General features: G+C 60.9%; 11 protein-coding genes. 10 read left to right on the top strand and 1 reads right to left on the bottom strand.

Features of this window, described 5'->3' with window-relative positions; genetic code table 11:
- Nucleotides 1–13 precede the first annotated feature (13 nt).
- Entirely contained in the window at nt 14–907 is an 894-nt protein-coding gene (locus ACCC96_RS03630) for a LysR family transcriptional regulator ArgP (RefSeq protein ID WP_258672543.1), read from the bottom strand.
- Between the two features lie 96 nt (nt 908–1,003).
- On the opposite strand from ACCC96_RS03630, the gene ACCC96_RS03625 reads away from it, so the two are divergent.
- From ACCC96_RS03625 to ACCC96_RS03580, 10 genes are all read left to right on the top strand, one after another.
- Nucleotides 1,004–1,405, top strand: coding sequence for an ACT domain-containing protein (locus ACCC96_RS03625; RefSeq protein WP_018926573.1), 402 nt, complete (start codon nt 1,004–1,006; stop codon nt 1,403–1,405).
- A 7-nt stretch (nt 1,406–1,412) separates the two neighbouring features.
- Nucleotides 1,413–2,015, top strand: coding sequence for a LysE/ArgO family amino acid transporter (locus ACCC96_RS03620; protein ID WP_007938875.1), 603 nt, complete (start codon nt 1,413–1,415; stop codon nt 2,013–2,015).
- A 176-nt stretch (nt 2,016–2,191) separates the two neighbouring features.
- Nucleotides 2,192–2,788, top strand: a complete 597-nt coding sequence (locus ACCC96_RS03615; protein WP_007938876.1) for a superoxide dismutase — start codon at nt 2,192–2,194, stop codon at nt 2,786–2,788.
- Between the two features lie 344 nt (nt 2,789–3,132).
- Nucleotides 3,133–5,184, top strand: coding sequence for a bifunctional diguanylate cyclase/phosphodiesterase (locus ACCC96_RS03610; protein WP_019651383.1), 2,052 nt, complete (start codon nt 3,133–3,135; stop codon nt 5,182–5,184).
- Between the two features lie 282 nt (nt 5,185–5,466).
- Nucleotides 5,467–6,801 (top strand): imelysin family protein, encoded by a 1,335-nt coding sequence (locus tag ACCC96_RS03605; RefSeq protein ID WP_019581535.1) that lies wholly within the window; start codon nt 5,467–5,469, stop codon nt 6,799–6,801.
- A 271-nt stretch (nt 6,802–7,072) separates the two neighbouring features.
- Nucleotides 7,073–8,500, top strand: coding sequence for a di-heme oxidoredictase family protein (locus ACCC96_RS03600; protein WP_413695015.1), 1,428 nt, complete (start codon nt 7,073–7,075; stop codon nt 8,498–8,500).
- A 27-nt stretch (nt 8,501–8,527) separates the two neighbouring features.
- Entirely contained in the window at nt 8,528–9,592 is a 1,065-nt protein-coding gene (locus ACCC96_RS03595) for an imelysin family protein (protein ID WP_413695014.1), read from the top strand.
- 14 nt (nt 9,593–9,606) lie between these two features.
- On the top strand, nt 9,607–10,704 hold the full coding sequence (locus ACCC96_RS03590; protein WP_413695013.1) for a DUF1513 domain-containing protein: 1,098 nt from the start codon (nt 9,607–9,609) through the stop codon (nt 10,702–10,704).
- Nucleotides 10,705–10,918: 214 nt separating this feature from the next.
- Nucleotides 10,919–12,067, top strand: coding sequence for an efflux RND transporter periplasmic adaptor subunit (locus ACCC96_RS03585; RefSeq protein ID WP_413695012.1), 1,149 nt, complete (start codon nt 10,919–10,921; stop codon nt 12,065–12,067).
- A 13-nt stretch (nt 12,068–12,080) separates the two neighbouring features.
- Complete coding sequence (locus tag ACCC96_RS03580; protein WP_019651377.1) at nt 12,081–15,107, top strand: multidrug efflux RND transporter permease subunit; 3,027 nt, start codon at nt 12,081–12,083, stop codon at nt 15,105–15,107.
- Nucleotides 15,108–15,113 lie beyond the last annotated feature (6 nt).

Raw genomic sequence — 15,113 nt, 5'->3', positions numbered from 1 at the left:
TTGACGCCAGCCGTCAGTCCAACGGCACCAGCCATTGCTTCGACGAGCGCACCAATTGATCGGTGAGTAACCCCAACAGCTGACCGCCATTGCGCCAATGATGCCAGTACAGCGGCACATCGATCGGCTTATCTGGCAAAAGCTCCACCAATTGGCCGCGCGCCAGCTGCTCGCGCACCTGCAATTCAGGCACCAGCCCCCAGCCAAGCCCTGCTTCCGTGAGACGAAGAAACCCTTCGGAAGACGGGCATAAATGGTGTTCGAAACCGCCATTCACGCCAACTGACGCAAGGTATCGATGCTGCAGGAAATCGTCCGGACCAAACACCAGGGCTGGCGTTTTGGCCAACTGATCGGCGCGCACGCCTTCAGGGAAATGCCGGGCAATGAATGCCGGGCTGGCCAACGCACGGTAGCGCATCGCCCCCAACAAAACGCTGCGCGCACCGGCCACCGGCCGCTCACTGGCGCACAGACACCCCGCCACTTCGCCTGCACGCATGCGTTTGAGGCCGACGGTCTGGTCTTCCACCACCAGGTCGAGCAACAGATGCTCCTGCGCGCAAAAATCCCCCACCGCCGCAGCCCACCAGGTGGCCAGGCTGTCAGCGTTCAGCGCGATACGCAGGCGTTCCGGCAGGCCTTCTTCGTCCAGCGCCGGCACCAGGCTTTGCAGATCGCGCTCCAGCAACCGCACCTGCTGCACATGGTTGAGCAATCGCCGGCCGATCTCCGTCGGGGCCGGAGGCGTGACCCGCACCAACACCGGTTGGCCGACCCGCGCCTCGAGCAGTTTGATGCGCTGGGAGATGGCCGATTGGGACAAGCCCAAGACCTGCGCGGCGCGTTCGAATCCGGCCTGCTCGATCACGGCGGCGAGCGCGGACAGTAATTTGTAGTCGAACATCAGTTTTCCTAATGAGCGATCAGCACTATTGGTTTTTCTTATACAACTTCCCACCGGAGAATGGCCAGCAAGAACTCTTGAACAAGGATCACCGACATGGCTGGCGAAACCTCATTGGCAACCCTGCTGCGCAGCATGAGCCCGCAACTCAACGACGGCGAATACGTGTTCTGCACGTTGCCTGACGGCAAGCTGCCCGCAGGCCTTGAGATTGTCGGCAGCTTCCGCGAACAGGAAGGGCTGACGGTGATTCTGCAACGTTCCCACGCCGAGAAGGCCGGTTTCAGCTTCGACTACATCGCTGCCTGGATCACCTTGAACGTGCACTCAGCCCTTGAAGCCGTCGGCCTGACCGCCGCGTTCGCCACGGCACTGGGCCAGGCCGGCATCAGTTGCAACGTGATTGCCGGCTACTACCACGACCATTTGTTCGTCGGCCAGGCCGATGCCGAACGCGCCCTGCAGGTACTGCGGGATCTGGCGGCCAACGCGGAGTAAAAATCTTATGTGGCAAAGCTATGTGAACGGCCTGTTGGTGGCCGCCGGGCTGATCATGGCGATCGGCACTCAGAATGCGTTTGTGTTGGCGCAGAGCCTTCGACGTGAACATCACCTGCCGGTGGCGGCGCTCTGCGTAACCTGCGATGCGTTGCTGGTAGCCGCCGGGGTGTTCGGCCTGGCGACGTTGCTGGCGCAGAACCCGACTCTGTTGGCCATCGCTCGTTGGGGTGGCGCGGCGTTTCTGCTGTGGTATGGCAGCCTGGCGCTACGTCGGGCGTGCTCGAAACAGAGCCTGCAACAAGGTGAGAACCAGACCGTGCGCTCATTGCGGGCGGTGCTGCTCAGCGCTTTGGCGGTGACCCTGCTTAACCCACACGTCTACCTGGACACCGTGTTGCTGATCGGCTCTCTCGGCGCACAACAGACCGAGCCCGGTGCTTATGTCGTGGGCGCGGCCAGTGCATCGTTGCTGTGGTTTTTCACCCTGGCCTTCGGCGCAGCATGGTTGGCACCGTGGTTGGCACGCCCCAGTACCTGGCGAATTCTCGACTTGTTGGTCGCCGTGATGATGTTCACCGTAGCGATTCAACTAGTCATCGCCGGGTGAATTATTCCAAAAGGCTCTGGAACCTCTATTCCACACAGTTGTTGCGTGGTTATGCCGCACCCCCGGTGCTATGATCCGATCCCTGCGCCGCAAAGAGTACAAACTCCCCGGCGCATGTCTGGCCGCCCGTGATCGGCCTTGCGCTCACCGCAACTGACCTGATTAGGAGAATTATCATGGCTTTCGAATTGCCGCCGCTGCCTTACGCGCACAATGCCCTGCAGCCGCACATTTCAGAGGAAACTCTGCAATACCACCACGACAAGCACCACAACACCTATGTCGTGAACCTGAACAACCTGGTGCCAGGCACCGAGTTCGAAGGCAAGACCCTGGAAGAAATCGTCAAGACTTCCTCGGGCGGTATCTTCAACAACGCCGCTCAGGTCTGGAACCACACTTTCTACTGGAACTGCCTGGCGCCAAACGCCGGCGGTCAACCAACCGGCGCTCTGGCTGATGCCATCAACGCTGCTTTCGGTTCGTTCGACAAGTTCAAGGAAGAGTTCAGCAAAACGTCCATCGGCACCTTCGGTTCCGGTTGGGGCTGGCTGGTGAAAAAGGCTGACGGTTCCCTGGCCCTGGCCAGCACCATCGGCGCCGGCAACCCGCTGACCAGCGGCGACACCCCGCTGCTGACCTGCGACGTCTGGGAACACGCTTACTACATCGACTACCGCAACCTTCGTCCGAAGTACGTCGAAGCATTCTGGAACCTGGTCAACTGGAAATTCGTGGCTGAGCAGTTCGAAGGCAAAACCTTCACCGCCTAAGCTTCGCGCCAGTCAAGAAACCCGGCTTTTATGCCGGGTTTTTTTATGCCCTCGAGAATCCGTACGTGGGGGGTGTGTTTTCCCACAACGCAAGCCGCATCCGCCCTCTTGCCCCCACAACACAGCGGTCTAACATCAACACAAGGAAAAATTGCCTCAACCTCCTCAAGTTGAAGGCCTCGACAACCGACACAGTGTTAATAGGGCAAATACTCCAAACAGCAGCATATCGGCCAAGCTACCGGCAATATCCCCCGGGTTGGATTGTCCCTTTGACTGCCATCACGGGATTGCCAATACTCATGGCAACTTGACGCTACCCGCACGGAACAAGGAATAACCCTTTGAAGCTGGAACTCAAGAACAGCTTGTCGGTGAAGTTACTCCGGGTCGTGCTCCTGTCGGCATTGATCGTCGGCGTGGTCTTGAGCTGCGCACAGATTGTTTTCGATGCCTATAAAACACGTCAGGCGGTTGCCAACGATGCCCAGCGCATCCTCGACATGTTCCGCGACCCCTCCACCCAGGCGGTCTACAGCCTGGACCGGGAAATGGGCATGCAGGTGATCGAAGGCCTGTTCCAGGATGACGCCGTGCGCATGGCCTCCATCGGCCACCCCCACGAAGCCATGCTCGCGCAAAAATCCCGCGAGCTGCAGCAGTCCCACAGCCGCTGGCTGACTGACCTGATCCTCGGCAAGGAACGCACGTTCACCACCCAACTGGTGGGTCGCGGTCCCTACAGCGAGTACTACGGCGACCTGAGCATTACCCTCGACACCGCCACCTACGGCCAGAGCTTCATCGTCAGCTCGGTGATCATCTTCATCTCTGGCGTCTTGCGCGCCCTGGCCATGAGCCTGGTGTTGTATCTGGTTTACCATTGGCTGCTGACCAAACCATTGTCGCGGATCATCGAACATCTGACTGAGATCAACCCGGACCGGCCCAGCGCCCACAAGATCCCACAGCTCAAGGGTCATGAAAGAAACGAGCTGGGGGTCTGGATCAATACCGCCAACCAACTGCTCGAATCCATCGAGCGCAACACTCACCTGCGCCATGAAGCGGAAAACAGCCTGCTGCGCATGGCCCAGTACGATTTTCTCACCGGTCTGCCGAACCGCCAGCAATTGCAGCAACAGCTGGACAAGATCCTTGTCGACGCCGGCAAACTGCAGCGTCGGGTCGCGGTGTTGTGTGTCGGGCTCGATGACTTCAAAGGCGTCAACGAACAGTTCAGCTACCAGACCGGCGACCAGCTGCTGCTGGCCCTGGCCGATCGCCTGCGGGCTCACAGCGGCCGCCTCGGCGCCCTCGCCCGCTTGGGTGGCGACCAGTTCGCGCTGGTCCAGGCCGACATCGAACAACCCTACGAAGCCGCCGAACTGGCCCAAAGCATTCTCGATGATCTGGAAGCGGCGTTCGCCCTCGATCATCAGGAAATCCGCCTGCGCGCCACCATCGGCATCACCCTGTTCCCCGAGGACGGTGACAGCACCGAGAAGCTGCTGCAAAAAGCCGAGCAGACAATGACCCTGGCCAAGACGCGCTCGCGCAACCGCTATCAGTTCTATATCGCCAGCGTCGACACGGAAATGCGTCGGCGTCGCGAGCTGGAAAAAGACCTGCGTGACGCCTTGATCCGCGACCAGTTCTACCTCGTCTACCAGCCGCAGATCAGCTACCGCGATCATCGCGTGGTGGGTGTCGAGGCGTTGATTCGCTGGCAGCATCCCGAGCATGGGCTGGTGCCGCCGGACCTGTTCATCCCGCTGGCCGAGCAGAACGGCACCATCATCGCCATTGGCGAATGGGTGCTGGACCAGGCCTGCAAACAACTGCGCGAGTGGCACGATCAGGGCTTCGTCGACCTGCGCATGGCGGTGAACCTGTCCACCGTGCAATTGCACCACGCCGAGTTGCCGCGGGTGGTCAATAACCTGCTGCAGATCTACCGACTGCCACCGCGCAGCCTGGAGCTGGAAGTCACCGAAACCGGCCTGATGGAAGACATCAGCACCGCCGCCCAGCACTTGCTGAGCCTGCGTCGCTCCGGCGCGCTGATCGCCATTGACGACTTCGGCACCGGTTATTCGTCATTGAGTTATCTGAAAAGCCTGCCGCTGGACAAGATCAAGATCGACAAGAGCTTCGTTCAGGACCTGCTCGATGACGACGACGACGCGACCATCGTCCGGGCCATCATCCAGCTGGGCAAAAGCCTGGGCATGCAGGTGATTGCCGAAGGCGTGGAAACCGCCGAACAAGAGGCCTACATCATCTCCGAAGGCTGCCACGAAGGTCAGGGCTATCACTACAGCAAACCGCTGCCGGCGCGGGAATTGAGCGTCTACCTCAAGCAGGCCCAGCGCAGTAACGCGGCCATCCTCTGAAACAACCTTTGTAGCAGTTGACGGAGCCCTGTGGCGAGGGAGCTTGCTCCCGCTCGGCTGCGCAGCAGTCGCCACCAGGTTGACGCGATCCTTCTGGAAGAACCGGGTTGCAGAATTTGGGACAGCTTCGCTGTCCAGCGGAAGCAAGCTCCCTCGCCACAGGTGAATAAGAAATATTTACAGGTACAACCCTTTACACAGAATGCGAAAGATTTGCATTATGTCGCACTTTTGCGCGCCGCCCGTGCGCGCCCACTCCATCACCGAAGCAGGATGTTCGCCATGATTCGTATGCCTCTGGCCACCGCCAGTCTGCTGGCCATCGCTATTTCCCTCGCCGGTTGCGGCGAAGGCAAAGACAAGGCTGCCGCCCCACAAGCGCCGACCCCGGCTGCCAGCACAGCGGCGCCTGCTGCCACTGCTAAAGTCGATGAAGCCGCCGCCAAGGCTGTGGTTGCGCATTACGCCGACATGGTCTTTGCCGTTTACAGCGATGCCGAATCCACCGCGAAAACCCTGCAAACCGCCGTCGACGCGTTCCTCGCCAAGCCGGACGCCGACACCCTCAAAGCCGCCAGGGCTGCCTGGGTCGCGGCCCGCGTGCCTTACCTGCAGAGCGAAGTGTTCCGCTTCGGCAACACCATCATCGACGACTGGGAAGGCCAAGTGAACTCCTGGCCACTGGACGAAGGCCTGATCGACTACGTCGACAAATCCTACGAACACGCACTGGGTAACCCGGGCGCCACCGCCAACATCATCGCCAACACCCAGATTCAGATTGGCGAAGACAAGGTCGACGTGAAAGACATCACCCCGGAAAAACTCGCCAGCCTGAACGAGCTGGGCGGTTCCGAGGCCAACGTCGCCACCGGCTACCACGCCATCGAATTCCTGCTCTGGGGCCAGGACTTGAACGGCACCGGCCCTGGCGCCGGCAACCGCCCAGCCTCCGACTACCTGGAAGGCAAAGGCGCTACCGGCGGTCACAATGATCGTCGTCGCGCTTACCTGAAATCCGTGACCCAACTGCTGGTCAACGACCTGGAAGAAATGGTCGGTAACTGGAAGCCCAACGTGGCCGACAACTACCGCGCCACCCTGGAAGCGGAACCGGCTGAATCCGGCCTGCGCAAAATGCTGTTTGGCATGGGCAGCCTGTCCTTGGGCGAACTGGCGGGCGAGCGCATGAAGGTTTCCCTGGAAGCCAACTCCCCGGAAGACGAACAGGATTGCTTCAGCGACAACACCCACAACTCGCACTTCTACGATGCCAAAGGCATTCGTAACGTGTACCTGGGCGAATACACCCGTGTCGACGGCACCAAAATGACCGGCGCCAGCCTGTCGTCCCTGGTGGCCAAGGCCGACCCGGCTGCCGACACCGCGCTGAAAGCCGACCTGGCTGCGACTGAAGCCAAGATCCAGATCATGGTCGATCACGCCAACAAGGGTGAGCACTACGACCAACTGATCGCTGCCGGCAACACCGCAGGCAATCAGATCGTGCGCGACGCCATTGCTTCCCTGGTCAAGCAGACCGGTTCGATCGAAGCCGCTGCTGGCAAACTGGGCATCAGCGACCTGAACCCGGACAACGCTGATCACGAGTTCTGATCAACGCTGGCTGAGCGAATAAAAAGGCGACCTTCGGGTCGCCTTTTTCATGCCTGTCTTTTGGGTGATGCTGATGGCCTCATCGCGGGCAAGCCACGCTCCCACGGGGTCAGCGCAAAACCCTGTGGGAGCGTGGCTTGCCCGCGATGGGGGCGACGCGGTCTGACGTCAAACCCTGCCTCACATCAACCAAACGATAATTCCTCTTATTCAAACTCCCCTGCCCTGTTAGACTTTGCGCCCTTGTTTTGCTCGTCTTGCAGGATGTCCGATGCCCTCGCTGCCTCTTCGCTTGTCTGCACTGTTGCTGGCCCTGGGCCTGAGTGCCTGCGATGACGCCCCGCGTTTTACCCAGGCCGAACCCGGTGAAGCCCGGTCCGGTGGCAGCGCGACAGTGCGCAAGACCGATCAGAACGCATTCTCCCTGCCGTCCGCCAATCTGCCGCCGTCACGGCGCGTCGACTTCAGCGTCGGCAACAGTTTCTTTCGTAGCCCTTGGGTGATCGCGCCGTCGACCACCACCGCCCGCGATGGTCTCGGCCCGTTGTTCAATACCAACGGCTGCCAGAACTGCCACATCAAGGACGGACGCGGTCATCCGCCAACGCCCGATGCGCCGAATGCGGTGTCGATGCTGGTACGCCTGTCGATCCCCAATGCGCCGGCCTACGCCAAAGTCATCGAGCAAATGGGCGTGGTGCCGGAGCCGGTCTACGGCGGCCAGTTCCAGGACATGGCGGTGCCCGGCGTCGCCCCGGAAGGCAAGGTGCGCGTCGATTACACGCCAGTCCCGGTACGCTTCAGGGACGGCAGCGAAATCGAGTTGCGTAAACCAATCTTGCAGATGACCCAACTCGGCTACGGCCCGATGCACCCCGACACACGTTTCTCGGCGCGCATTGCACCGCCAATGATTGGCCTGGGCTTGCTTGAAGCGATTCCCGACGAGGCCATCCTGGCCAACGCCGAAGCCCAGGCCCGGGAAAAAAACGGCATTGCCGGGCGGCCGAACCGGGTCTGGGACGACGCGCAGCAGAAGACTGTTCTCGGACGATTTGGCTGGAAAGCCGGGCAACCGAACCTCAATCAGCAGAATGTTCATGCGTTCTCTGGTGATATGGGCCTCACGACCAGCCTGAAACCCATTGATGACTGCACCGACGCCCAAACCGCTTGCAAACAGGCGCCCAACGGCAATGGCCCCGATGGCGAGCCGGAAGTCAGCGACAACATTTTGCGTCTGGTGCTGTTCTACAGCCGTAACCTCGCCGTGCCGGCCCGTCGCGATGTTGGCGCACCTGAGGTGCTGGCCGGCAAGAATCTGTTTTTCCAGGCCGGATGCCAGTCCTGTCACACCCCTCAATACACCACCGCCGCCAACGCCGCGGAACCTGAATTGGCCAATCAAGTGATTCGCCCTTACAGCGATCTGCTGCTGCACGACATGGGCGACGGTCTGGCCGACAACCGCACCGAGTTCCAGGCCAGTGGCCGCGACTGGCGGACGCCGCCGTTGTGGGGCATCGGCCTGACGCAGACGGTCAGCGGCCACACCCAGTTTTTGCATGACGGCCGCGCCCGCAACCTGCTCGAAGCCGTGCTCTGGCATGGCGGCGAGGCAAAAGCGGCGCAGCAACAGGTTTTGTCTTTCAACGCCGAGCAGAGCGCGGCGTTGCTGGCGTTTTTGAATTCCCTTTAATACGTATTCCTTCAGCGGGAGCCCGACATGTTCCGTCCCAAATTGTTGTTCACCAGCCTTGCCGCCCTCGCCCTGGGCGCCTGTTCGCCCCAGGATCCGCAAGCGGTCACCTCGGCGGCCATCGCCAAGCAAGTGATCCTGCCGAGCTACAGTCGTTGGGTGGAAGCCGACCGGCAATTGGCGGTCAGCGCCCTGGCGTTCTGCCAAGGCAAGGAAACCCTGGACACCGCTCGTGCCGACTTCCTGCACGCGCAGAAAGCCTGGGCCGAGTTGCAACCGCTGCTGATCGGGCCGTTGGCCGAGGGCAACCGTTCGTGGCAGGTGCAGTTCTGGCCGGACAAGAAAAACCTCGTCGGCCGTCAAGTCGAGCAACTGGTCACTGCGCAGCCGCAGATCGATGCTGCCTCCCTGGCCAAGTCCAGCGTCGTGGTGCAAGGCCTCTCGGCTTATGAATACATCCTGTTCGACAGCAAGATCGACATGGCCGACAGCGCTCAGAAAGCCAAATACTGCCCGCTGCTGACCGCCATTGGCGAGCGTCAGAAGCAACTGGCCGAAGAGATCCTGTCGCGCTGGAACACCAACGACGGCATGCTCGCGCAGATGAGCAAATTCCCCAACCAGCGCTACGCCGATTCCCACGAAGCGATCGCCGATCTGCTGCGTGTGCAAGTGACTGCGCTGGACACCCTGAAGAAAAAACTCGGCACGCCGATGGGCCGTCAGAGCAAGGGTACGCCACAGCCATTCCAGGCCGATGCCTGGCGCAGCCAATCGTCGCTCAAAGGCATGGAAGCAAGCCTGACTGCTGCGCAAACCGTCTGGGTGGGTGTCGACAACAAAGGCCTGCGCGGTCTGTTGCCGAGCGAGCAAAAACCGTTGGCCGACAAGATCGACGCGGCCTACGCAGCGTCCCTGAAACTGCTTGCCGGCAACCAGCGCTCGCTGACCGACATGCTCACCGACGATGCCGGTCGCCAGCAGCTGAACGACATCTATGACAGCCTCAACGTTGTCCACCGCTTGCACGAAGGCGAACTGGCCAAGGCGCTGGGCATCCAATTGGGCTTCAACGCCAACGACGGCGACTGATGAGGGCAAGTGCCATGCTGCGACGCCAGGCTCTGACGTTAGGGAGTTTGCTGCTGGGTGCGGTGACACTGGGCGGCTGGACGCTGTTCAAGCAAAAGGACAAAAGCCCGCTGCTGCTCTCGGCGCGGGACGACGGTGACGGCAAGCACTATGCCGTCGGTTATCGGCTGGACGGCACCCAGGTGTTTGCGACCCAGGTCGGTCAGCGCTGCCATGACATCATCAACCACCCGACATTGCCGATTGCGCTATTCGTCGCTCGGCGTCCGGGCACCGAGAGCTACCTGATCGACCTGCGCGACGGCACGCTATTGCAAACCTTGGTGTCGCAGCCGAACCGGCACTTCTACGGTCACGCGGTGATTCACCGGAGCGGTGACTGGTTGTACGCCACCGAGAACGACACCTCCGATCCGGGCCGAGGTCTGCTCGGTGTGTATAAGTTCGAAGGTGAGCGACTGGTGCACAGCGGCGAAATTTCCACCCACGGCGTCGGCCCGCATCAGGTGTCGTGGATGCCCGATGGCGAGACGCTGGTGGTGGCCAACGGCGGTATTCGCACCGAGGCCGAAAGCCGGGTCGAGATGAACCTCAATGCCATGGAACCGAGCCTGGTGCTGATGAAGCGCGACGGCACACTGTTGAGCAAGGAAACACTGGCTCAACAGATGAACAGCGTGCGGCATTTGGGTATCGCCAGTGACGGCACCATCGTCGCCGGTCAGCAGTTCATGGGCGATGCTCACGAGTCCTCGGAGCTACTGGCGATCAAGCGTCCCGGCCAACCGTTCGTGGCGTTCCCGGTGCCCGAGCATCAGTTGCAGGCCATGGGGCATTACACCGCCAGCGTGGCCGTGCACAGCGAACTGCGCCTCGTCGCCCTGACCGCGCCGCGGGGCAACCGCTTTTTTATCTGGGACCTGGACAGCGGTGAAGTACGCCTGGATGCACCGCTTCCCGATTGCGCCGGTGTCGGGGCCGTGGCCGACGGTTTTGTCGTGACCTCGGGTCAAGGCCGTTGCCGGTTCTACGATTGCCGCCAGACAAACCTCGTTGCAAAACCTCTGGAATTGCCTGCGGGGCTCTGGGACAACCACCTTCACCTGATCTGAACACGCAACCTGTAGCAGCTGGCGCAGCCTGCGTTCGACTGCGCAGCAGTCGTGAAATCAGACACCGAGTTGTATCAGACAAACCGCGGTGTCTGGATTACGACTGCTGCGCAGCCGAACGCAGCCTTCGGCAGCTGCTACAGTTGGAATCCCCTTCTCAGTGGGAGTAATGTTCCCGACAGTCTCACCTGATTTTCTCCAAGGAAATGGAAATATGCTGCGCCGCCGCATGCTGATCATGTTGGGTGTTGTCCTGCTAATCGTGCTGGTCCTGGCCGGTTACAAAGCCTTCTCCATCTACACGATGATGCAAGGCTTCTCCGTGCCGAAACCGCCGATCAATGTCGCCGTGGCCACCGCCACCGAACGTCTGTGGCAAAGCCGTTTGCCAACGGTCGGCACCCTTACGGCGCTGCAAGGGGTCGATCTGAGCCTGGAGGTCGACGGCACCGTCAAGGAAGTTCAGTTCGAGTCGGGACAGAAGGTCAAGGCCGGTCAGCCGCTGCTGCAACTCGACAGCGCCGTGGAAACCGCCCTGTTGGCAACCGCCCAGGCCGACCTGGGACTGGCGCAACTGGATTACGGTCGCGGTAGCCAACTGGTGGGCAGCCGGGCTATTTCCAAAGGCGAGTTCGACCGACTCTCGGCGGTATTGCAAAAGAGCCGGGCCACGGTCAATCAGCTCAAGGCGGCGCTGGAGAAAAAACGAATCCTCGCACCGTTCAGCGGGACCATCGGTATTCGTCGGGTAGACGTCGGCGACTACGTGGCCAGCGGCACGATGATCGCCACCCTGCAAGACCTCAGCAGCCTCTACGTTGACTTCTTTGTACCCGAGCAGGACGTGCCGAAGATCACCCTCGGCCAATCGGTACAGGTCATTGTCTCGGCCTACCCGACGGAGACTTTCCCCGGCACCGTCAGCGCCATCAACCCGAAGGTAGAAAGCAGCACCCGCAACGTGCTGGTGCGCGCGACCCTGGCCAACCCCGATGGCAAACTCCTGCCGGGGATGTTCGCCAGCCTGCAAGTGATGTTGCCCGACCCGCAGCCGCACATCGTCGTGCCTGAGAGCGCGATCACCTACACCCTTTATGGCAACTCGCTGTACGTCGTCGCGCAGAAAAAGGCCGAAGACGGCAGCCTCGAAAAAAACGACAAGGGCGAACCGGTTCTGATCGCCGAACGACGCTTTGTCGAAACCGGCGAGCGCCGCGACGGGATGGTCATGATCATCAAAGGCTTGCAGAACGGCGAAAAAGTGGTCACCGGCGGCCAGATGAAACTGGACCACGGCGCGCACATCGCCATCAGCGACGACAAGACCCTAGCCGAGAAGAGCAGTCAGCCGCGCGCTGACTGATCAAGGAATCCCCATGGCTTTTACCGATCCGTTCATCCGCCGCCCGGTGCTCGCCACCGTGGTCAGCCTGTTGATTGTACTGCTGGGCTTCCAGGCCTGGAGCAAGTTGCCGCTGCGCCAATACCCGCAAATGGAAAACGCTCTGATCACGGTGACCACCGCTTATCCCGGGGCCAACGCCGAGACCATCCAGGGCTATATCACCCAACCGATGCAGCAGAGCCTGGCCAGCGCCGAGGGCATCGACTACATGACCTCGGTCAGTCGCCAGAACTTCTCGGTGATCTCGATCTACGCGCGCATTGGCTCCAACACCGACCGCCTGTTCACCGAACTGCTGGCCAAGGCCAACGAGGTCAAGAACCAGCTGCCCCAGGACGCCGAGGACCCGGTGCTGAGCAAGGAAGCCGCCGGCGCCTCGGCGCTGATGTACATCAGTTTCTTCAGCAACGAGCTGAGTAACCCGCAGATCACCGACTACCTGTCCCGGGTTATCCAGCCGAAACTGGCGACCCTGCCGGGCATGGCCGAAGCCGAGATTCTCGGCAACCAGGTGTTCGCCATGCGCCTGTGGCTGGACCCGGTGAAGCTCGCCGGTTTCGGCCTGAGCGCCAGCGATGTGACCAACGCCGTGCGCCAGTACAACTTCCTCTCCGCCGCCGGCGAAGTGAAAGGCGAGTACGTGGTCACCAGCATCAACGCCAACACCGAACTCAAATCCGCCGAGGCCTTTGCCGCGATCCCGCTCAAGGTCAGCGGCGACAGTCGTGTGCTGCTGCGGGACGTGGCACGGGTCGAGATGGGCGCGGAAAACTACAACTCCGTCAGTTCCTTCGGCGGCACGCCCTCGGTGTACATCGGCATCAAGGCCACACCTGGCGCCAACCCGCTGGACGTGATCAAGGAAGTGCGCAAGATCATGCCGGACCTGGAGGCCCAGCTGCCGCCGAACCTCAAAGGCGAAATCGCCTACGACGCCACGCTGTTCATCCAGGCCTCCATCGACGAAGTGTTGAAAACCCTGTTTGAAGCAGTGCTGATCGTGATCGTGGTGGTGTTCCTGTTCCTCGGCGCCCTGCGTTCGGTGGTGATCCCGGTGGTCACCATTCCGCTGTCGATGATCGGCGTGATGTTCTTCATGCAGATGATGGGCTACTCGATCAACCTGCTGACCTTGCTGGCGATGGTATTGGCCATCGGGCTGGTGGTGGACGACGCCATTGTGGTGGTGGAAAACATCCACCGCCACATCGAAGAAGGCAAGACGCCACTAGATGCGGCCATCGAGGGTGCCCGGGAAATCGCCATGCCGGTGGTGTCGATGACCATTACTCTGGCGGCGGTTTATGCGCCGATCGGTTTCCTGACCGGCCTGACGGGGGCGCTGTTCAAGGAGTTCGCCCTGACCCTGGCCGGGGCGGTAGTGATCTCCGGCATTGTCGCCCTGACGCTGTCGCCGATGATGTGCGCCTTGTTGCTGCGCCACGATGAAAACCCCAGCGGCCTGGCCCATCGCCTGGACGTGATCTTCGAAGGCCTCAAGCGCCGCTACCAGAGCGTGCTTCACGGCACCCTCAACACCCGGCCGGTAGTGCTGGTGTTTGCGGTGATCGTGCTGTGCCTGATTCCGGTGTTGCTCAAGTTCACCAAGTCGGAACTGGCGCCGGACGAAGACCAAGGCGTGATCTTCATGATGGCCAACTCCCCGCAGACGGCCAACCTCGACTACCTGAACGCCTACACAGACGAGTTCGTCGCGATATTCAAGGCGTTCCCCGAGTACTACTCCTCGTTCCAGATCAACGGCTTCAACGGCGTGCAATCAGGGATCGGCGGCTTCCTGCTCAAACCCTGGAACGAACGCCACCGGACCCAGATGCAGATCCTGCCCGAGGTCCAGAGCAAGCTGGAAAGCATTCCCGGGCTGCAAATCTTCGGCTTCAACCTGCCGTCCCTGCCGGGCACCGGCGAAGGCTTGCCGTTTCAATTCGTGATCAACTCGGCCAATACCTACGAATCGTTGTTGGAGGTGACGGACCGGGTGAAAAAAAGGGCGATGGAATCCGGCAAATTCGCTTTCGTCGACGTCGACCTGGCTTTCGACAAACCCGAAGTGGTGGTGGATATCGATCGCGCCAAGGCCGCGCAGATGGGTGTGTCCATGCAGGATCTGGGCGGGACGCTGGCGACGTTGCTGGGTGAGGCGGAAATCAACCGGTTCACCATCGAAGGTCGCAGCTACAAAGTCATCGCTCAGGTGGAACGGCCCTACCGCGATAACCCTGACTGGCTGAACCATTATTACGTCAGGAACACCAAGGGCGAACTGCTGCCCCTGTCGACCCTGATCACCGTGACCGACCGCGCGCGGCCGCGTCAGTTGAACCAGTTCCAGCAACTCAACTCGGCGATTCTTTCCGGGGTTCCGCTGGTCAGCATGGGGGAAGCCATCGACACCGTGCGCCAGATCGCCCGGGAAGAGGCACCGACGGGTTACGCCGTCGACTATGCCGGTGTCTCACGGCAATACGTTCAGGAAGGCAGCGCGCTGTGGGTCACCTTCGCCCTGGCCTTGGCTATCATCTTCCTGGTGCTGGCGGCCCAGTTCGAAAGCTTCCGCGATCCGCTGGTGATCCTGGTGACTGTGCCGCTGTCGATCTGTGGCGCATTGATCCCGTTGTTCCTCGGCTGGTCGAGCATGAACATCTATACCCAGGTGGGGCTGGTGACGTTGATCGGACTGATCAGCAAGCATGGGATCCTGATCGTCGAGTTCGCCAACCAGTTACGCAAGGAGAAAGGCCTGACACCTCGCGAAGCGGTGGAGGAAGCGGCGGCCATTCGCCTGCGCCCGGTATTGATGACCACGGCGGCAATGGTGTTCGGCATGGTGCCGTTGATCATCGCCACGGGCGCGGGGGCCGTCAGCCGGTTCGACATCGGCACGGTGATCGCAACGGGGATGTCGATCGGGACGCTGTTCACCTTGTTTGTGCTGCCGTGTATTTACACATTGCTGGCCAAACCCGATAAACCTTAACGTCAA

It is taken from the genome of Pseudomonas sp. Pseusp11 (genome assembly GCF_047304405.1).
In the GTDB taxonomy this organism is placed as follows: domain Bacteria; phylum Pseudomonadota; class Gammaproteobacteria; order Pseudomonadales; family Pseudomonadaceae; genus Aquipseudomonas.
This window is presented reverse-complemented; position numbering and strand designations above follow the sequence as displayed.

Coding starts and splice junctions, on each gene's coding strand:
- ACCC96_RS03605 (WP_019581535.1), top strand. CDS start 5,467: ATGATTCGTATGCCTCTGGCCACCGCCAGTCTGCTGGCCATCGCTATT.
- ACCC96_RS03625 (WP_018926573.1), top strand. CDS start 1,004: ATGGCTGGCGAAACCTCATTGGCAACCCTGCTGCGCAGCATGAGCCCG.
- ACCC96_RS03595 (WP_413695014.1), top strand. CDS start 8,528: ATGTTCCGTCCCAAATTGTTGTTCACCAGCCTTGCCGCCCTCGCCCTG.
- ACCC96_RS03600 (WP_413695015.1), top strand. CDS start 7,073: ATGCCCTCGCTGCCTCTTCGCTTGTCTGCACTGTTGCTGGCCCTGGGC.
- ACCC96_RS03615 (WP_007938876.1), top strand. CDS start 2,192: ATGGCTTTCGAATTGCCGCCGCTGCCTTACGCGCACAATGCCCTGCAG.
- ACCC96_RS03590 (WP_413695013.1), top strand. CDS start 9,607: ATGCTGCGACGCCAGGCTCTGACGTTAGGGAGTTTGCTGCTGGGTGCG.
- ACCC96_RS03580 (WP_019651377.1), top strand. CDS start 12,081: ATGGCTTTTACCGATCCGTTCATCCGCCGCCCGGTGCTCGCCACCGTG.
- ACCC96_RS03630 (WP_258672543.1), bottom strand. CDS start 907: ATGTTCGACTACAAATTACTGTCCGCGCTCGCCGCCGTGATCGAGCAG.
- ACCC96_RS03620 (WP_007938875.1), top strand. CDS start 1,413: ATGTGGCAAAGCTATGTGAACGGCCTGTTGGTGGCCGCCGGGCTGATC.
- ACCC96_RS03585 (WP_413695012.1), top strand. CDS start 10,919: ATGCTGCGCCGCCGCATGCTGATCATGTTGGGTGTTGTCCTGCTAATC.